This window comes from Burkholderia sp. Bp8991 (genome assembly GCF_003853795.1).
Classification (GTDB): Bacteria; Pseudomonadota; Gammaproteobacteria; order Burkholderiales; family Burkholderiaceae; genus Burkholderia.
The window spans coordinates 172,655-189,813 of record NZ_QTQJ01000012.1; the positions used below are offsets into that span (position 1 = coordinate 172,655).

General features: G+C 66.3%; 17 protein-coding genes. 4 read left to right on the forward strand and 13 right to left on the reverse strand.

Annotated features, from left to right (window positions below):
• Window positions 1-32: 32 nt before the first annotated feature.
• The gene (locus DIE02_RS16440) at window positions 33-629 is read left to right on the forward strand and encodes an FMN-dependent NADH-azoreductase (RefSeq protein ID WP_124487907.1); all 597 of its coding nucleotides are present in this window, start codon (window positions 33-35) and stop codon (window positions 627-629) included.
• Between the two features lie 128 nt (window positions 630-757).
• Here the strand turns inward: DIE02_RS16440 and DIE02_RS16445 are convergent, their stop codons facing one another.
• The 8 genes from DIE02_RS16445 to rpe all read right to left on the reverse strand — a co-directional run bounded on the left by DIE02_RS16445 (window position 758) and on the right by rpe (window position 8,101).
• The gene (locus tag DIE02_RS16445; protein ID WP_124487908.1) at window positions 758-1,699 is read right to left on the reverse strand and encodes a uracil-DNA glycosylase; all 942 of its coding nucleotides are present in this window, start codon (window positions 1,697-1,699) and stop codon (window positions 758-760) included.
• A 13-nt stretch (window positions 1,700-1,712) separates the two neighbouring features.
• On the reverse strand, window positions 1,713-2,339 hold the full coding sequence (locus tag DIE02_RS16450) for a CYTH domain-containing protein (RefSeq protein WP_044845879.1): 627 nt from the start codon (window positions 2,337-2,339) through the stop codon (window positions 1,713-1,715).
• The gene (gene trpC / locus DIE02_RS16455) at window positions 2,339-3,124 is read right to left on the reverse strand and encodes an indole-3-glycerol phosphate synthase TrpC (protein WP_124487909.1); all 786 of its coding nucleotides are present in this window, start codon (window positions 3,122-3,124) and stop codon (window positions 2,339-2,341) included. The genes DIE02_RS16450 and trpC overlap by 1 nt, the downstream gene beginning before the upstream one ends.
• Before the next feature lie 29 nt (window positions 3,125-3,153).
• Window positions 3,154-4,185: an anthranilate phosphoribosyltransferase gene (trpD, locus tag DIE02_RS16460; protein WP_039318793.1), complete on the reverse strand. Its 1,032-nt coding sequence runs from the start codon at window positions 4,183-4,185 to the stop codon at window positions 3,154-3,156.
• Between the two features lie 13 nt (window positions 4,186-4,198).
• A complete protein-coding gene (locus DIE02_RS16465) occupies window positions 4,199-4,798 on the reverse strand; it encodes an aminodeoxychorismate/anthranilate synthase component II (RefSeq protein ID WP_124487910.1) in 600 nt (199 codons plus the stop codon).
• Window positions 4,799-4,811: 13 nt separating this feature from the next.
• Window positions 4,812-6,305 (reverse strand): anthranilate synthase component I, encoded by a 1,494-nt coding sequence (gene trpE / locus DIE02_RS16470; protein ID WP_059449739.1) that lies wholly within the window; start codon window positions 6,303-6,305, stop codon window positions 4,812-4,814.
• A 358-nt stretch (window positions 6,306-6,663) separates the two neighbouring features.
• Window positions 6,664-7,410, reverse strand: a complete 747-nt coding sequence (locus DIE02_RS16475; protein ID WP_124487911.1) for a phosphoglycolate phosphatase — start codon at window positions 7,408-7,410, stop codon at window positions 6,664-6,666.
• Window positions 7,411-7,414: 4 nt separating this feature from the next.
• Window positions 7,415-8,101 (reverse strand): ribulose-phosphate 3-epimerase, encoded by a 687-nt coding sequence (gene rpe, locus DIE02_RS16480; protein ID WP_044845875.1) that lies wholly within the window; start codon window positions 8,099-8,101, stop codon window positions 7,415-7,417.
• 177 nt (window positions 8,102-8,278) lie between these two features.
• Between rpe and apaG the strand changes: the two genes are divergently transcribed.
• Together apaG and DIE02_RS16490 are read left to right on the forward strand one after the other, a co-directional pair.
• The gene (gene apaG / locus DIE02_RS16485) at window positions 8,279-8,653 is read left to right on the forward strand and encodes a Co2+/Mg2+ efflux protein ApaG (RefSeq protein ID WP_057924835.1); all 375 of its coding nucleotides are present in this window, start codon (window positions 8,279-8,281) and stop codon (window positions 8,651-8,653) included.
• A gap of 79 nt (window positions 8,654-8,732) precedes the next feature.
• Entirely contained in the window at window positions 8,733-9,965 is a 1,233-nt protein-coding gene (locus tag DIE02_RS16490; protein ID WP_044845993.1) for a murein transglycosylase A, read from the forward strand.
• A 136-nt stretch (window positions 9,966-10,101) separates the two neighbouring features.
• Here DIE02_RS16490 and paaK read toward each other — a convergent pair whose 3' ends face one another.
• From paaK to paaN, 5 genes are all read right to left on the reverse strand, one after another.
• The gene (gene paaK, locus DIE02_RS16495; RefSeq protein WP_124487912.1) at window positions 10,102-11,400 is read right to left on the reverse strand and encodes a phenylacetate--CoA ligase PaaK; all 1,299 of its coding nucleotides are present in this window, start codon (window positions 11,398-11,400) and stop codon (window positions 10,102-10,104) included.
• A gap of 38 nt (window positions 11,401-11,438) precedes the next feature.
• Window positions 11,439-11,891, reverse strand: coding sequence for a hydroxyphenylacetyl-CoA thioesterase PaaI (gene paaI / locus DIE02_RS16500; RefSeq protein WP_044845873.1), 453 nt, complete (start codon window positions 11,889-11,891; stop codon window positions 11,439-11,441).
• Window position 11,892: 1 nt separating this feature from the next.
• Window positions 11,893-12,684 (reverse strand): 2-(1,2-epoxy-1,2-dihydrophenyl)acetyl-CoA isomerase PaaG, encoded by a 792-nt coding sequence (gene paaG, locus DIE02_RS16505; RefSeq protein ID WP_124487913.1) that lies wholly within the window; start codon window positions 12,682-12,684, stop codon window positions 11,893-11,895.
• A gap of 45 nt (window positions 12,685-12,729) precedes the next feature.
• Complete coding sequence (gene pcaF / locus DIE02_RS16510; protein WP_124487914.1) at window positions 12,730-13,932, reverse strand: 3-oxoadipyl-CoA thiolase; 1,203 nt, start codon at window positions 13,930-13,932, stop codon at window positions 12,730-12,732.
• A gap of 87 nt (window positions 13,933-14,019) precedes the next feature.
• Window positions 14,020-15,726, reverse strand: a complete 1,707-nt coding sequence (gene paaN, locus DIE02_RS16515; RefSeq protein ID WP_124487915.1) for a phenylacetic acid degradation protein PaaN — start codon at window positions 15,724-15,726, stop codon at window positions 14,020-14,022.
• Window positions 15,727-15,855: 129 nt separating this feature from the next.
• On the opposite strand from paaN, the gene DIE02_RS16520 reads away from it, so the two are divergent.
• Complete coding sequence (locus DIE02_RS16520; protein WP_044845869.1) at window positions 15,856-16,632, forward strand: enoyl-CoA hydratase; 777 nt, start codon at window positions 15,856-15,858, stop codon at window positions 16,630-16,632.
• Window positions 16,633-17,159 lie beyond the last annotated feature (527 nt).

The following is a 17,159-nucleotide window of genomic DNA, read 5'->3' on the forward strand; positions in this document are numbered from 1 at the left end:
GCTACCGAAGCGCAACCAAACCGGAGCCTGACATGACGACCATTCTGCAAATCAATTCCGCGGCGCGCTCGCAAGGTGCGCAATCCACGCTGCTGGCCAACGAACTGACGGCAAAGCTGCAACAATCGAACCCCGGTTCGAAGGTCGTGGTTCGCGACCTGCTGGCCGACGCGCTGCCGCACCTCGACGAATCGGTGCTCGGCGCATTCTTCACGCCGGCCGACCAGCGCAGCGCGGAACAGAATGCGATCGTCGCGAAGAGCGATGCGCTGATCGCCGAACTGCAGGCGGCCGACATCGTCGTGATCGGCGCACCGATGTACAACTTCGGCGTGTCGTCGCAACTGAAGACGTATTTCGACTGGATCGCCCGCGCAGGCGTCACGTTCCGCTACACCGAGAACGGTCCGGAAGGCCTGATCAAGGGCAAGAAGGTTCACGTGGTGACGGCGCGCGGCGGCAAGTACCTGGGTACGCCGAACGACAGCCAGACGCCGTACCTGCGCTCGTTCCTCGGCTTCATCGGCCTGACCGACGTGAACTTCATCCACGCTGAAGGCCTGAACCTCGGGCCGGATGCGCAGAGCGCCGCGCTCGCCAGCGCACGCGAAGCGATCGCTGCCGTCTGAGGCCGACGCGGGTGCGCCGCACCCGCTGCGTCCGACGGATGAAAAAAACGCCGCGTCCCGAAAGGGACGCGGCGTTTTTGCTTGATGCGGACGAAAGCGAAACGTGAAGCGCTAAATGCGCAACGCGGTTACGCAAGCGTTTCGGCCACCTCCGGCAGGCGCCAGTCGATCGGCTCGCGCCCAGCGTCGACCAGATAGTCGTTCGCGAGCGCGAAGTGGCGGCAACCGAGGAAACCGCGGTGAGCGGACAGCGGCGACGGATGCGGCGCCTCGAGCACGCAGTGCGCGCTCGCATCGAACAGCGCGCGCTTGGCCTGCGCATGCGCGCCCCACAGCATGAACACGAGGCCGCGATGGCGGTTGGCGAGTTCGCGGATCAGCGTGTCCGTGCATTGCTCCCAGCCGCGCTTCGCGTGGCTCGCGGCCGCACCGCGCTCGACCGTCAGCACGGTGTTGAGCAGCAGCACGCCCTGGCGCGCCCAGGTATCGAGGCAGCCGTGACGCGGCGTGTCGTGGCCGAAATTCGCGGCGATCTCCTTGAAGATGTTGCGCAGCGACGGCGGCGTGCGCACGGCCGGCGGCACCGAGAACGCGAGGCCGTGCGCCTGCGGCGTGCCGCGGTCGTCGCCGTGGTACGGGTCCTGGCCGAGGATCACGATCTTCACGTCGTCCGGGCTCGTCAGGCGCAGCGCGCGGAACACGTCGGTCGGGTAGACCGTCTTGCCGGCCGCGCGTTCGTCGTCGACGAAGCGGCACAGCGGCGCATACGCGTCGCTGTCGGTGAAGGGTTTCAGCACGTCGCGCCAGACGGCCGGCAGCGCGTCGAATTGCGCGGCGAGGTGCGGGACATCCGCGACAACAGGGGCGGCGGGAGTGCCGGGAGCGTCGGCGGCAGCGGGCTGCGGCGCGGCGGAAACCGGCGCGGCGGCCGCGGCCTTCTTTGCGGGCTTGCGCCCGGCTGCGGCCGGCGCAGGCGCCGGGGCGGGAACATCGTCCTGCGCCGTTTCCGGCACGGGATCATCGAACAGCGACGCCTGCTGCGGCGTGCGGAAAGTCTTGCGGGTTGCCATGCGTGATGCGGGTTTATTGCGCGCGCAGCCGGTAGCCGCGTTGCGCCTTGCTGATGTTTTCGGGGGCGAGGCCCGGCAGCGCCTGCTGCAGTTCGGCGGCGAGTGTCGCGAGCGCCGCTTCCGGGCCGTCGATCAGTTCGAGTTCGATTTCGCTGATCGGTTCGCGGCGCGTATCGTGTTCCGCCTGGACGACGATCTCGCCGACGTCCACCGCGGCCTCGACGGTTGCGCCGCCGATTGCGATGCGCCACAGCGTACGCGAAAAATCCGTCCGGAACAGCGCGTGCAGCGCGGGCGCCGCATCGCGCAGCGCGCCGGCAGCCTCCGGCACGTCGCACGCGGTGACCAGCGCGTCGATTTCGAGCGCATCGCCGGCGACCGGCAATTCCCATTCATGGCGGCGATGCAGGCCGGCTTCGGCGCTGCCGACGGTCTTGAAGGTCTGCAGCCAGCCGTGCGGCGTGCGGCGCACGCGCACCGCGCTCTTCGAACGAGCCAGCGCGAGGTCGGGCGTGTCGTAGTAGACGTTCGCCAGCGCGATCACGTTACCGGTTTCGCCGGTCAGCGTCTCGAAAAAGCGCCGCGCCGCATCGGCCTGGCCGGCCGGCAGTGCGAGCTTGATTTCCTTTTCGATCGCCATCAGAAGAACATCCGCGCCAGTTCCTCGCCCGGCTGGTCGGCGCGCATGAACGCTTCGCCGACGAGGAACGCGTTCACGTTCGCCGCGCGCATCGTGTCGACGTCGGTGCGCGACAGGATGCCCGACTCGGTCACGACCATGCGATCCGGCGGAATCATGTCGAGCATGTCGAGCGTGGTCTGGATCGTCGTCTCGAACGTGCGCAGGTTGCGGTTGTTGATGCCGAGCAGCGGCGTCTTCAGCGTCAGCGCCTGTTCCATCTCGTCGCGGTCGTGAACTTCGACCAGCACCGCGAGGCCGAGCGAGTGCGCGTATGCCTCGAGGTCCTGCATCAGCGGCGTGTCGAGCGCGGCCGCGATCAGCAGGATCGCGTCGGCGCCCATCGCGCGCGCCTCGAGGATCTGGTACGCGTCGACGATGAAGTCCTTGCGCAGCACCGGCAGCGTGCACGCCGCACGCGCTTCCTCGAGATAGCGGACGCTGCCCTGGAAGAATTGCTCGTCGGTCAGCACCGACAGGCACGCCGCGCCGTGGGCCGCATACGAGCGCGCGATGTCGGCCGGCACGAAATGCTCGCGCAGCACGCCCTTCGACGGGCTCGCCTTCTTCACTTCGGCGATTACCGCCGCCTGGCCCACTGCCTGCTTCGCGCGCAGTGCGCCGACGAAGTCGCGCAGGTCGCGCGCCGATGCGTCCAGTTTCAGTGCCTCGAGCGGCGTGCTGCGCATGGCCGCCGCGACTTCTTCGCGCTTGACGGCGATGATTCGGTCGAGAATGTCGCTCATGTGGGTTCCTGCTTGATTCGTAAAGGGAGTCAGCGCTTGAACTGCTGCGTGAAGCGCACGAGTTCGTCGACCTTCGCGCGTGCCTTGCCGCTCGCGATCGCTTCGCGGGCGAGCTGGATGCCGTCGGCGATCGATTCGGCGATATTGGCTGCATAGAGCGCGGTGCCCGCGTTCAGCGTGACGATCTCGCGTGCGACACCCGGCTGGTTGTCCAGCGCGCCGAGCAGCATCGTGCGCGATTCCTCGGCATTTTCCACCTTCAGCGTGCGGTTCGATACCATCTGCAGGCCGAAGTCCTCCGGATGGATCTCGTATTCGTGCACTTTGCCGTCGCGCAATTCGCCGACGAGCGTCGCGGCGCCCAGCGATACTTCATCCATCCCGTCCTTGCCGTACACGACCAGCACGTGCTGCGCGCCGAGGCGCTGCATCACGCGCACCTGGATGCCGACGAGGTCGGGGTGGAACACGCCCATCAGCTGGTTCGGCGCGCCGGCCGGATTGGTCAGCGGGCCGAGAATGTTGAAGATCGTCCGCACGCCGAGCTCGCGGCGCACGGCTGCGATGTTCTTCATCGCCGGATGATGGTTCGGCGCGAACATGAAGCCCATGCCGGTTTCGGCGATCGATGCGGCAACCTGGTCGGGCTGCAGGTCGATGTTCACGCCGAGCGCCTCGAGCACGTCGGCGCTGCCGGACTTGCTCGACACGCCGCGGTTGCCGTGCTTCGCGACCTTTGCGCCGGCCGCCGCCGTGATGAACATCGACGCGGTCGAGATGTTGAACGTGTGCGCGCCGTCGCCGCCCGTGCCGACGATGTCGACGAAGTTCGAGTTGTCCTGCACTTCGACGTGGTTCGCGAATTCGCGCATCACGGTCGCGGCGGCGGCGATCTCGCCGATCGTCTCCTTCTTCACGCGCAGCCCGGTGATGATCGCGGCCGCCATCACGGGCGACATGTCGCCGCGCATGATGAGCCGCATCAGGTGCAGCATTTCGTCGTGGAAGATCTCGCGGTGCTCGATCGTGCGTTGCAGCGCTTCCTGCGGGGTAATCGTCATCGTGCGTCTCCCGTCAGACTGCCGGCGCGGCCGCGCGGGCCGCTGCGCGATTCTGCTTCAGGAAATTCTCGAGCAGCGCATGGCCGTGCTCGGAGAGGATCGATTCCGGGTGGAACTGCACGCCTTCGACCGGCAGCGTCTTGTGGCGCACGCCCATGATCTCGCCGTCGTCGGTCCACGCGGACACCTCGAGGCAGTCGGGCAGCGATTCGCGTTCGATCGCGAGCGAGTGGTAGCGCGTGACGTCGAAATGCTTCGGCAGGTCGGCGAACACGCCGCGGCAGTCGGTTTCGATCCGGCTCACCTTGCCGTGCATGATGGTCTTCGCGCGCACGACGCGGCCGCCGAATGCTTCGCCGATCGCCTGATGGCCGAGGCAGACGCCGAGGATCGGCTTCTTGCCCGCGAATTCGCGCAGCACGTCGAGCGTGATGCCCGCGTGCTGCGGATTGCTCGGGCCGGGCGACAGGCAGATGGCGTCGGGGTTCAGGCGCGCGATGTCGTCGAGCGTGATTTCGTCGTTGCGGTACGTGTGCACGTCCTCGCCCAGTTCGCCGAAGTACTGGACCAGGTTGTAGGTGAACGAGTCGTAGTTGTCGATCATGAGCAGCATGGTCAGTCTCCGGTCAGAAGTCGCTATCGAGGCCGTCCTGGACCTGTTCGGCCGCACGCAGCACCGCGCGCGCCTTGTTCTCGGTCTCTTGCCATTCGGATTCGGGCACCGAGTCCGCGACGACGCCGGCTGCCGCTTGCACATACAGGTTGCCGTTGTGGATCAGGCCCGTGCGGATCGCGATCGCGAGATCCATCTCGCCCGAGAACGACAGGTAGCCGACGGCGCCGCCGTACAGCCCGCGCTTGATCGGCTCGAGCTCGTCGATCAGTTCCATCGCGCGCACCTTCGGCGCGCCGGACAGCGTGCCGGCCGGGAACGTCGCGCGCAGCACGTCGTAGTTCGTCATGCCGGGCTTCAGCTTGCCTTCGACCGAGCTGACGATGTGCTGCACGTGCGAGTACTTCTCGATCACCATCTTGTCGGTCACCTGCACCGAGCCGATTTCCGCGATGCGGCCGACGTCGTTGCGCGCGAGGTCGATCAGCATCACGTGCTCGGCGATTTCCTTCGGATCGTTCAGCAGTTCGGTCGCGAGTTCCGCATCGCGCTCGGGCGTGTTGCCGCGCGGACGCGTGCCGGCGAGCGGACGGATCGTGACGATCTGGTCTTCGCCGCGCTTTTCCTGGCGCACCAGGATTTCCGGCGACGCGCCGACCACGTGGAAATCGCCGAAGTTGTAGTAGTACATGTACGGCGACGGATTCAGCGAACGCAGCGCGCGATACAGCGACAACGGATTGTCGCGATACGGCTTCGTCAGACGCTGGCCGACCTGGATCTGCATCAGTTCGCCGGCCGCGATGTATTCCTTCGCCTGGCGCACGGCGGCCAGATAGTCTTCCTTCTTGAACTCGCGGAACGTCTCGGTGCGCACACTCGCCGACGTGACGGGCGGCTGCACGGTCGTGCGCAGGCGCTGCTTCAGCTCGCGCAGGCGCTGCTTGGCCTTCGTATAGGCTTCCGGCTGGGCCGGGTCCGCATAGATGATCAGATAGAGCTTGCCGGCGAGGTTGTCGATCACCGCGACTTCTTCGGTGAGCAGCAGCTGGATGTCGGGCAGGCCGAGATCGTCGCGCGGCGCGGTGTTCGCGAGCTTCTTCTCGATGTAGCGCACCGCGTCGTAACCGAAATAGCCGGCGAGGCCGCCGCAGAAGCGCGGCAGGCCCGGGCGCTGCGCCACCTTGAAGCGCGCCTGGAACGACTCGATGAATTCGAACGGGTCGCCGTCGTGCGTCTCGACGACCTGGCCGTCGCGCACCACTTCGGACACGCCGTTGCGGGTGCGCACCAGCGTGCGGGCGGGCAGGCCGATGAACGAATAGCGGCCGAAGCGTTCGCCGCCGACCACCGACTCGAGCAGGAACGAGTTGGCGCCCGCGCGTTCAGGCTGGGCCAGCTTCAGGTAGAGGGACAGCGGCGTTTCGAGGTCGGCGAGCGCCTCCGCGATCAGCGGGATGCGGTTGTAGCCTTCGTTCGCAAGCGATTGGAATTCGAGTTCGGTCATGTTCCGGTCCTGTTCGGGACGAGCGGCGGAGTGCGCCAGGGATCACTTGACGCTACGCGGGCTGCCGTCGGCGAAAGGGCGGTCGATCGAGAAGTGCCTGTTGCCGGCCGGCACGCCGGGCGTGAACGTCGCGAGCCTGCGGCCGGTCCTGAACGCAAGCGTTCGGACGCGGTAGAACTCGAGGTGGTGCGACGATCGGCGCGCGGCTGCGCAGCGAGATAAAAAACGGCGCTGAAGACGTGCCTCAGCGTACCTCATCGAAGAGGTTAGCGCGACCAGCGACGCCAGGGCCAGGCTCCCCGGTCGATGCTGCTCAGACTCCGTTTTTTATTCAGAAACATGCGGATGGAAGAAATAATCAGAGGGTTGGCCGGCCGGCGTTGTGCGCGGTGATCGCGCGGGCCGCGACCAGCAACGAATCGACTATACCATCCGAATTTATCGTTTGTATAGCTTTGCCGTGGTTGTAGCCGTATGGCACCGTCAGCGTCGCCATCCCGGCCGCGCGGCCCGCCAGCGCGTCGTTTTCCGAGTCGCCGATCGCGACCGCCGCGTCCGGCGCGACGCCGAGCGCTTCGCACGCCGTCAGCATCGGCAGCGGATCGGGCTTCTTGCGCGCGACGCTGTCGCCGCCGAGCACGATGCCGAAGCGATCGATCAGCCCGTATTGCTCGAGCAGCTCGACCGCGAAGCGGTGCGGCTTGTTCGTCACGCATGCGAGCCGGATGCCGGCCGTGCGCAACGCATCGAGGCCGGTTGCGACGTCCGGATAGAGACGCGTGTGGCGGCCGTTGATCTTCGCGTACTCGGTCTGGTAGATCGCGAGCGCGTCGTCGAAGCGCGCGTGCGCTTCGTCGCGCGTGAAGCGCGGCTTCAGCACGCTCTGGATCAGATGCTCGGAGCCCTTGCCGACGTAGCCGATCACCTCGTCGCGCGACGTGGCCGGCGCGCCGAGCTGCGCGAGCATTCCGTTCAGCCCGGCCGTGAAATCGTCGGCCGTGTCGACCATCGTGCCGTCGAGGTCGATCAGCGCCGCGTCGATGCGCGGCGTCGCGAAACGGACCGTGCCGTCGGCTGCGGCCCCGGCCAGCGAGGAATCGGCCACGGCGTCAGCTCCGCGCGACGGTGGCGAGCGCGGCACGCATCTCGTCGATCACCGTGCGGTAGTCGGGCTTGCCGAAGATCGCCGAACCCGCGACGAAGGTGTCCGCGCCGGCCGCCGCGATTTCCGCGATGTTGTCGGCCTTCACGCCGCCGTCGACCTCGAGCAGGATCTCGCGGCCGGTGCGCTCGGTGTACGCGTCGATGCGGGCGCGCGCTTCGCGCAGCTTGTTCAGCGTTTCCGGAATGAACGACTGGCCGCCGAAGCCCGGGTTCACCGACATCAGCAGCACGAAGTCGAGGCGATCCATCACGTGATCGAGATAGTTCAGCGGCGTCGCCGGGTTGAACACGAGGCCGGCCTTGCAGCCGTGATCGCGGATCAGCGACAGCGTACGGTCGATGTGGTCCGAGCCTTCCGGGTGGAAGCTGATCAGGTTCGCGCCGGCTTTCGCGAAATCGGGCACGATCCGATCGACCGGGCGCACCATCAGGTGCACGTCGATCGGCACCTGCACGTGCGGGCGGATCGCCTCGCAGACGAGGGGGCCGATCGTGAGGTTCGGCACATAATGGTTGTCCATCACGTCGAAATGAATCCAGTCGGCGCCGGCGGCGACCACGTTGCGGACTTCTTCGCCGAGCCGTGCAAAGTCGGCCGACAGGATGCTGGGAGCGATGCGGAATTGAGTCATGACAGGGGAGCGGGGACGCTGCGGCGCAAAATCGCCATTCTACCGTCCGGCGACCCGGTGCGCGGCGACGGGCCGTGCGGTTGCGGCCCGATTCCGCATAGAATGCCGAACCAGTGCGGCGCGCCCGCGGCCCTGCCGCTCGAGTGGGCGCGGGCGGTTACCTACAGCGGAAACATCATGAGTCAGTATCAGTTCACCGTTTCGGTGAAAACCAGCTACTTGCCGGAACAATCCGACCCCGATCGGCGTCAATACGCATTCGCGTACACGCTGACCATCCGCAATACCGGGCAGGTCGCGGCCCAGCTGATCGCGCGTCACTGGATCATCACGGACAGCGAAAACCACGTGCAGGAAGTGAAGGGGCTCGGCGTCGTCGGGCACCAGCCGCTGCTGCAGCCGGGCGAACAGTTCGAATACACGAGCTGGGCCGTGATCGCGACGCCGGTCGGCACGATGCGCGGCGCGTACTTTTGCGTGGCGGAGGACGGCGAGCGGTTCGACGCGCCGGTCGACGAGTTTGCGCTGCACATGCCGCGCACGCTGCATTGAGCGTGCGGGCGCTGGTCAGCGCGGCTGGCGGTCGTTGCCGCGGGCGTGCTTCTTCCTGCCCGACGACGTCCACACGACGATGAAGATCAGCAGGGCAAGCGCTACGAAGGCTTCGAGCGCGAAGATGAGCATCGGATATTGGTCGAGAAAATCTGACATGGCGGTTTCCATCAAGAACGGACATTGTATGTGGTTTGGGCCGCGGGCGGCCGGCTGGGTTGCGGCGGTCGCGACGGCGGCGCTGCTTGCCGCGTGCGGCGGCGCGCCGACGCGCACGTCGACGCTCAAGCCGCCGACCGGTGCGGCGATCGTGCCGGGGCAGGTCGCCGCGAAGCGGCTGACGCCGGTCGCATGGCAACAGGTGCCGGGGTGGCAGGACGATTCGCTGATCGGCGCGACGGCCGCGCTGCGGCAGAACTGCGCGCGGCTTGCGCGGCAGCCGGCGTGGCAGCGCGCCTGCGCGGCCGCCGATCGCCTCGACGAACTCGACGTCAGCAGCGCGCGTACCTTCTTCGAAACGTATTTCACGCCGTTTCAGCTGGCGAACACCGACGGCACGCTCGACGGGCTCGTGACCGGCTATTACGAGCCGCTGCTGCATGGCTCCCGCGTGCGTCGCGGTCCTTACCAGTACGCGCTGTACCGCTGGCCGGCCGGCTATCGCGCCGGTGCCGCGCTGCCCGCTCGCGCGCAGCTCGAGCGCGCCGGCATCCTGAACGGCAACGAACTCGTGTGGGTCGACGATCCGATCGAGGCGTTCTTCCTGCAGGTGCAGGGCTCGGGACGCGTGCTGCTCGACGACGGTTCGGTGATGCGGGTGGGTTTCGGCGGCACCAACAACCAGCCGTATCGCTCGATCGGCAAGTGGCTGCTCGATCGCGGCGAGCTGACGCCCGCCCAGGCGACGATGCAGGGCATCAAGGCGTGGGCGAAGGCGAACCCGACGCGCGTGGATGCGTTGCTCGACACGAATCCGCGATTCGTGTTCTTCCGCGACATGCCGACGAAGGAAGATGCACCGCACGGCGGCGCGGACGGCCCGATCGGTGCGCTCGGCGTGCCGCTCACGGCGGAGCGTTCGATCGCGGTCGATCCGTCGTCGATCCCGCTCGGCACGCCGGTGTTCCTGCAGACCACGCGTCCGCTGACGAATACGCCGATGAACCGGCTCGTGTTCGCGCAGGACACGGGTTCCGCGATCAAGGGCGGCGTGCGGGCCGACTATTTCTGGGGGCTCGGCGACGACGCCGGCGACCAGGCCGGACGGATGAAGCAGATCGGCCGGATGTGGCTGCTGTTCCCGAATTCGTGATCCGCGGTGACGCCGGCACGCACGTGTAGCCGGCGCATCGAGACGAGGCAGCCCGACCGGTTTTGGCCGGTCGGGCTGTTTTTTCGAGGGCCGCGCATGATCGCTGTTCCGGAGCGCCCTCGTGCCGTAGCCGGTATCAGCCCTTGCGCTTGTCGATGACGCGTCGCGCCTTGCCGACCGAGCGCTCGATTCCGTTCACGGGCAATACGTTGATGACAGCCGTCACGCCGATCAGCGACTTGATGTCGTGTGCGAGCGCCTGCCTGGCCGCTTGGATCGCCGCCGTGTCGGGGGCGGTTTCGGGACACGGCTCGACGTTGAGCGTCAGCACGTCGAGCGGACCTTCCTTCGTCAGCACGATCTGATAGTGCGGTGCCAGCGCGCGCTGCTTCAGCAGCTGTTCCTCGATCTGCGTCGGGAAGACGTTGACGCCCCGCACGATCATCATGTCGTCCGAGCGCCCGGTGATCTTTTCCATCCGGCGCATCGTGCGCGCGGTGCCTGGCAGCAGGCGCGTGAGGTCGCGGGTGCGATAGCGGATGATCGGCAGCGCTTCCTTGGTCAGCGACGTGAAGACCAGCTCGCCGAGTTCGCCGTCCGGCAGCACTTCGCCGGTTTCGGGGTCGATGATTTCCGGGTAGAAGTAGTCTTCCCAGATGGTCGGGCCGTCCTTGGTCTCGACGCATTCCGACGCGACGCCCGGGCCCATCACTTCGGACAGCCCATAGATGTCGACCGCGTCGATGCCCATCCGCTGCTCGATGGCCACGCGCATGTCGTTCGTCCACGGTTCCGCGCCGAAGATGCCGATGCGCAGCGAACTCTGCGCGGGATCGAGACCCTGGCGCTCGATCTCGTCGGCGATCGACAGCATGTAGCTTGGCGTCACCATGATGATGTCGGGCCGGAAATCCTGGATCAGCTGCACCTGCTTCTCGGTCTGGCCGCCGCCGAACGGGATTACGGTGAGCCCTGCGCGTTCGGCGCCGTAGTGTGCGCCGAGCCCGCCGGTGAACAAACCGTAGCCGTAGCTGACGTGAACCTTGTCGCCGCGCCGCGCGCCGGCTGCGCGGATCGAGCGCGCGACGAGATTCGCCCACGTATCGATGTCGCGCGCCGTATAGCCGACGACGGTCGGCTTGCCGGTCGTGCCCGACGACGCGTGAATGCGCGAGATCTGGTCCTGCGGCACCGCGAACATGCCGAACGGGTAGCTGTCGCGCAGGTCGCTCTTGGTCGTGAACGGGAAGCGCGACAGATCCGTGAGTGTCTTCAGGTCGTCGGGATGCACGCCCGCTTCGTCGAATTTGCGGCGATAGACGGGGGAGTGCTCATACGCATGCCGGAGCGACCATTTCAGGCGTTCGAGCTGTAACGCGGTCAGCTCGTCGCGTGAAGCGGTCTCGATCGGCTCGAGCGGTAGCGGGGTAGTCATGCCTGTCTCCAGTGATTGTTATGAGCGAGCCGTGGACGTCAGCGGTCTTCCGGGAGGACCGTGCCCTTGATCTGGGCCGATTTGCCGCGAAACATCGCGACCGTTTCGCCTGTCTGGTTCGTGACGCGGATGTCGTAGACGCCATGCCGGCCGCTGCGTGTCTGCTCGATCGCCTCGGCCGTCAGCAGGTCGTTGCCGTAGACGGGGCGCAGGTATTCGATCGAGCAGCCCGCGGCAACGGTATTCAGGTTGTACGAGTTGCACGCGAACGCGAACGTCGAATCGGCGAGCGTGAAGATGATGCCGCCGTGGCAGGTCTGGTGCCCGTTCAGGAATTCCGGCCGTACGCGCATCTGCAGGCGTGCGTAGCCGGCGCGCACTTCGGCGATTTCCATGCCGAACGCGCGGCTGCAGGCGTCCGCGTCGTACATGGCCCGTGCCGCCGCACGGGCGAGCGCATCGGGGTCGAGCGTGTCGGTGGAGGTGGTCATGTCAACGTCCCTCGAACCGCGGCGCGCGCTTCTCGATGAACGCCTTCACGCCTTCCGCGTAGTCGTACGACTGGCCGAGCTTGCGCTGCAGGTCACGCTCGAGGTCGAGCTGCTGGTCGAGAGTATTCGTGACGCTGTCGCGCATCGACTGCTTGATCGACGCGATCGCGAGCGTCGGTTGCTGCGCGAGCTGGTTGGCAACTTGACGGGCCGACGCGGCGAGCGCATCGTCGTCGACCGCGCGCCAGATCAAGCCCCATTGTTCGGCCTGTTCGGCGCCGAGCTTGTCGCCGGTCAGGGCGAGCCCCAGCGCGCGTGCCATGCCGACGCGTTGCGGCAGGAACCATGTGCCGCCCGAATCGGGCACGAGCCCGATCTTGACGAAGGCCTGGATGAAACTGCTCGAGCGCGCGGCGAACACGATGTCGCAGGCGAGCGCGAGATTCGCGCCGGCGCCGGCCGCCGTGCCGTTGACGGCGGCGATCACCGGAATCGGCATGCGTTGCAGGCGGCGGATCAGTGGATTGAAATGCTCGTCGATCAGCGTGCCGAGGTCGGTGGACGCGCCCGGCGTGAAGTCGAGGTCGGCCAGGTCCTGGCCTGCGCAGAAGCCGCGCCCCGCACCCGTCAGGATCAGCGCACGCGCGCCGGCCGTCTCGACTTCATCGAGTGCCGACTGCAGTTCGCGGTGCATTGCCCGCGTGAAGCTGTTCAGCTTGTCCGGACGGTTGAGGGTGATCGTGGCCACGTGGGCAGCCTGATCGATATCCAGCTGGATCGCCTGATATGACATGCAGTGTCTCCTTCATGACTTCGTTATAGGCGCGCGGTGCGTCGGTTACACGCGTTCGATGGCGATCGCGATGCCCTGGCCGACGCCGATGCACATCGTACAGAGCGCAAAGCGGCCGGCCGTACGCTCGAGTTGATGAAGTGCCGTGGTCACGAGCCGGGCGCCCGATGCGCCGAGCGGGTGGCCGAGCGCGATCGCGCCGCCGTTCGGGTTCACGCGCGGATCGTCGTCGGCGACGCCGAGCATGCGCAGCACCGCGAGACCCTGCGACGCGAACGCCTCGTTCAGCTCGATCACGTCGAACTGGTCGATCGTCATCCCGAGCTGGCGCAACAGTTTCTGCGCGGCCGGCGCCGGGCCGATGCCCATCACGCGCGGCTCGACGCCGGCGGTCGCCATGCCGACGACGCGCGCACGGCGGCGCAGCCCGTATTGATCGGCGGCTTCCGCGTTGGCGAGCAGCACTGCGCATGCGCCGTCGTTGACGCCCGACGCGTTGCCGGCCGTCACCGAGCCGTCCGGGCGCACGACGCCCTTCAACTTCGCGAGCGCTTCGAGCGACGTTTCGCGCGGATGCTCGTCGACGGATACGACGAGCGCGTCGCCTTTCTTCTGCGGAATCGTCACCGGGACGATTTCCTCGGCGAGCGTGCCGTCCCGCTGCGCGCGCGCGGCTTTCTGCTGGCTGCGCAGCGCGAACAGGTCCTGGTCGGCGCGGCTGATGTCGTAGTCGACCGCGACGTTTTCGGCCGTCTCCGGCATCGAATCGACGCCGTATTGCTGTTTCATCAGCGGATTGACGAAACGCCAGCCGATCGTCGTGTCGAAAATGGCGGCCTGGCGCGCAAACGCGCTGGCGGCCTTGCCCATCACGAACGGCGCGCGCGTCATGCTTTCGACGCCGCCCGCGATCATCAAGCGTGCCTCGCCCGCCTTGATCGCGCGCGCGGCGGTGCCGACGGCGTCCATGCCCGAGCCGCACAGCCGGTTCAGCGTCGTGCCCGGCACGGCGGTCGGCAGGCCCGCAAGCAGCGCGGACATGCGCGCGACGTTGCGGTTGTCCTCGCCGGCCTGGTTCGCGCAGCCGTAGATCACGTCGTCGATGGCCGACCAGTCGACGTTGCGGTTGCGTTCGATCAGCGCCTTGAGCGGCACCGCGCCGAGATCGTCGGCACGAACGTCTTTCAGGGCGCCGCCGTAGCGGCCGATGGGGGTGCGAATCGCGTCGCAGATGTAGGCGTCGGTCATGGGTGTGTCGATGTGCAACGAACCCGCCGGTTGACGGATTCGTTCATGGTAGAGAACGTGGCGGCGTTTGCACGTCGGCCATTCGGGTTATGCCGTCTGGCCGGCTTCCGCAGGCACTGCCTTCGGCGCAACATGGACGCGGCTTTGCACCACGCGGAACCGATTGGCGACGAACGCCGGGTCGGCCAGCGCCGCGTTGGCGGCCGGGTTCGCGCCGGTGCCGTGGAAGTCGGAGAAGGCGGCCGACTGGTTGACGAACACGCCGCCCGTCAGGTTGATCGACAGCGCGACGCCGCCACGCACCGCCGCATCGTGCGCAGCGTCGAGGACCTTGTCGTCGGTGCTGTAGACGGACAGCGTCAATGCGCCATGTTCCGCGGCGATTTCGCCGGCGAGATCGAGCGACTGCGCGGTCGAGTCGGTCGCGATCACGAACGAGATCGGGCCGAACCATTCCTGCGTGAACTTCGCGCGGTCGGCCACGTCGAGTTGCAGCACGAGCGGCGTGCGCACGCGAGCGTCGGCGAACGCCGGGTGCTGGAGCGTCTGGCTGTCGGCGAGCACGCGGCCGAGCTTGCGCGCGTCGTCGATGCGCGCGGTCACGCCGTCGTTCTGGATCGCGCCGATCAGTTCGACCGAGCGCGCCGGGTCGCCGGTCAGCTTCTGCACGGAGACGGCGATGGCCTGTGCGACTTCGTCGAAGCTCGCATGACCGTCTGCCGTCCGGATGCCGTCGCGCGGCACATAGATGTTCTGCGGTGCCGTGCACATCTGGCCGGAGTACAGCGCCAGCGAGAACGCGATGTTCTTGGCTGCAGCCTTCAGGTCGTCGGTCGAGTCGATCACGATCTGGTTGACGCCTGCCTTCTCGGTATACACCTGTGCTTGGTGGGCATTGCGTTCGAGCCACGTGCCGTTTTGCGTGCTGCCCGTGAAGTCGATCAGCTTGATTTCAGGACGCAGCGCGAGGTCCTGCACGAGGGCGCCGTCGTTCGGCTCGGTCGCGAGGAGCGTGACGACGTTCGGATCGAAGCCGGCTTCGCGCAGCACGTCGCGGGCGATGCGGACCGTGATCGCGAGCGGCAGGATCGCGCCCGGATGGGGTTTGACGATCACCGTGTTGCCGGTCGCCAGGTCGGCGAACAGGCCCGGGTAGCCGTTCCAGGTCGGGAACGTGCAGCAGCCGAGCACGAGGCCGGTGCCGCGCGGGACGATCGTATAGCGCTTGTGCATCGCGAGCGGCGGGTTCTTGCCTTGCGGCTTCTCCCAGTGCGCATCGGCGGGGATGCGACGCAATTCGTCCCATGCGTAGGCGACCGCTTCGAGTGCGCGATCCTGCGCGTGCGGGCCGCCGGCCTGGAAGGCCATCATGAACGCCTGGCCCGTCGTGTGCATCACGCTGTAGGCAATCTCGAAGCTCGCACGATTCAGTCGCGCGAGAATTTCCAGGCTGATGCCGATCCAGGCGCTCGGGCCGGCTTCGCGCCATGCACGCTGGGCCGCGGCGGCGGCGGCAATCAGTTCGTCGGGCGTCGATTTCGGGTAGCGGATGTCCAGCGCGACCCCGTACGGCGACTGCTCCGCGCCGACGGTTCCGTCGGACGCCGGCTGGTCGAGCACGAACGTGTTGCCGAGGTGTGCTTTGAACGCCGCTTCGCCATCGGCGTTCGCGCTTTCCCCGTACACTTTGGGACTCGGCATTTCCGCGAACGGGCTCCAGTACCCGCGGCTCTCGATGGCGGCGAGGGCGTGTTTCAGCGTGTCTTCGTGCTTCGTGAACAGTGCATGGGTCATGACGGCGGCCTGATGGACGTTGAGAAGGGTTGGATCGATTAATTAACCGACCGGTTGGTCGGAGAATGGTAGCATCAAACTATTCGCATGTGCGAGGCGTTTCTCATTTCATTGATCGAGGAGAAATAGATGTCTTACGAGAACATCCTGGTGGAGACCCGGGGGCGAGTCGGGCTGGTCACGCTCAACCGTCCGAAGGCGCTGAATGCGCTGAACGATGCATTGATGGATGAATTGGGCGCTGCGCTGAAGGCGTTCGACGCGGACGACGAGATCGGCGCAATCGTCGTGACGGGGAGCGAGAAGGCGTTCGCGGCCGGGGCCGACATCGGCATGATGGCGACCTATTCCTATATGGATGTTTACCGCGGCGACTACATCACCCGTAACTGGGAGACCGTCCGCGAGATCCGCAAGCCGATCATCGCTGCCGTGGCGGGCTTCGCGCTCGGCGGTGGCTGCGAACTCGCGATGATGTGCGACATCATCTTCGCGGCGGAAACGGCCAAGTTCGGTCAACCCGAGATCAAGCTGGGCGTGATGCCTGGCGCAGGCGGTACGCAGCGCCTGCCGCGCGCGGTCTCGAAGGCGAAGGCCATGGACATGTGCCTGACCGCACGTTTCATGGATGCAGCCGAGGCGGAGCGGGCCGGGCTGGTGTCGCGTGTGCTGCCTGCCGACAAGCTGCTCGACGAGGCGATTGCCGCTGCGACGACGATCGCCGAGTTTTCGCTGCCGGCGGTCATGATGGTCAAGGAGTCGGTGAACCGCGCATACGAGACGACGCTGGCCGAGGGTGTCCATTTCGAGCGTCGACTGTTCCATTCGTTGTTCGCGACCGAAGATCAGAAGGAAGGGATGGCGGCATTCGTCGAGAAGCGGAAACCGGTATTCAAGAACCGTTGATTCGCCGGCGGCCGGGTGGAGCTTGGCGAGCGACGGGTGTCGGTCGCCGCCATGATCGCCTGGTGCAATGAACCCAAAGCCCCCGTGCGCGGCAGCGCACGGGGGCTTTTCAAAATATTTTCACAAAGGGGTTGCGCAGACGAGGGCAGGTGCTTAGAATCACGCCTCTTTCGCGCTAACGGAAACGCAGCGCGGGAGAAGAAGGGAAGCGGTGCTGTCGGGCTGGTCGTAGCGGCCTCGGCGGTGCAGGAAGTTGAACCCCAGCCGTCGCAACGAAGTAGTTAAAAAGTTGTTGACGAACTGAAAAAAGCGGTTCATAATCTCGCTTCTCTGCTGCTGAAAACGCAGCGCTGCTGAGAAAAACGAAGTTTCTCGCAAAAATGCTCTTTAAAAATTAACAGCCGATAAGTGTGGGCGCTTGATGGAAGCGAGCTGATCCTCGGATCAGATAGCGAAAGTATCAAGAGTCTCACACTAAAGTAAGTCAGGTTTATGAAGTGATTCATATTCCTGTCAGCTTTGAGTGA

Bases quoted from the DNA above. Each gene is read 5' to 3' on its own strand.
- DIE02_RS16465 (WP_124487910.1), bottom strand. From the start codon at position 4,798: ATGCTGCTCATGATCGACAACTACGACTCGTTCACCTACAACCTGGTC.
- apaG (WP_057924835.1), top strand. From the start codon at position 8,279: ATGAGTCAGTATCAGTTCACCGTTTCGGTGAAAACCAGCTACTTGCCG.
- DIE02_RS16490 (WP_044845993.1), top strand. From the start codon at position 8,733: ATGAAGATCAGCAGGGCAAGCGCTACGAAGGCTTCGAGCGCGAAGATG.
- paaN (WP_124487915.1), bottom strand. From the start codon at position 15,726: ATGACCCATGCACTGTTCACGAAGCACGAAGACACGCTGAAACACGCC.
- DIE02_RS16450 (WP_044845879.1), bottom strand. From the start codon at position 2,339: ATGGCGATCGAAAAGGAAATCAAGCTCGCACTGCCGGCCGGCCAGGCC.
- rpe (WP_044845875.1), bottom strand. From the start codon at position 8,101: ATGACTCAATTCCGCATCGCTCCCAGCATCCTGTCGGCCGACTTTGCA.
- pcaF (WP_124487914.1), bottom strand. From the start codon at position 13,932: ATGACCGACGCCTACATCTGCGACGCGATTCGCACCCCCATCGGCCGC.
- DIE02_RS16445 (WP_124487908.1), bottom strand. From the start codon at position 1,699: ATGGCAACCCGCAAGACTTTCCGCACGCCGCAGCAGGCGTCGCTGTTC.
- DIE02_RS16520 (WP_044845869.1), top strand. From the start codon at position 15,856: ATGTCTTACGAGAACATCCTGGTGGAGACCCGGGGGCGAGTCGGGCTG.
- trpD (WP_039318793.1), bottom strand. From the start codon at position 4,185: ATGACGATTACCCCGCAGGAAGCGCTGCAACGCACGATCGAGCACCGC.
- DIE02_RS16440 (WP_124487907.1), top strand. From the start codon at position 33: ATGACGACCATTCTGCAAATCAATTCCGCGGCGCGCTCGCAAGGTGCG.
- paaI (WP_044845873.1), bottom strand. From the start codon at position 11,891: ATGACCACCTCCACCGACACGCTCGACCCCGATGCGCTCGCCCGTGCG.
- trpC (WP_124487909.1), bottom strand. From the start codon at position 3,124: ATGAGCGACATTCTCGACCGAATCATCGCCGTCAAGCGCGAAGAAGTC.
- paaK (WP_124487912.1), bottom strand. From the start codon at position 11,400: ATGACTACCCCGCTACCGCTCGAGCCGATCGAGACCGCTTCACGCGAC.
- paaG (WP_124487913.1), bottom strand. From the start codon at position 12,684: ATGTCATATCAGGCGATCCAGCTGGATATCGATCAGGCTGCCCACGTG.
- trpE (WP_059449739.1), bottom strand. From the start codon at position 6,305: ATGACCGAACTCGAATTCCAATCGCTTGCGAACGAAGGCTACAACCGC.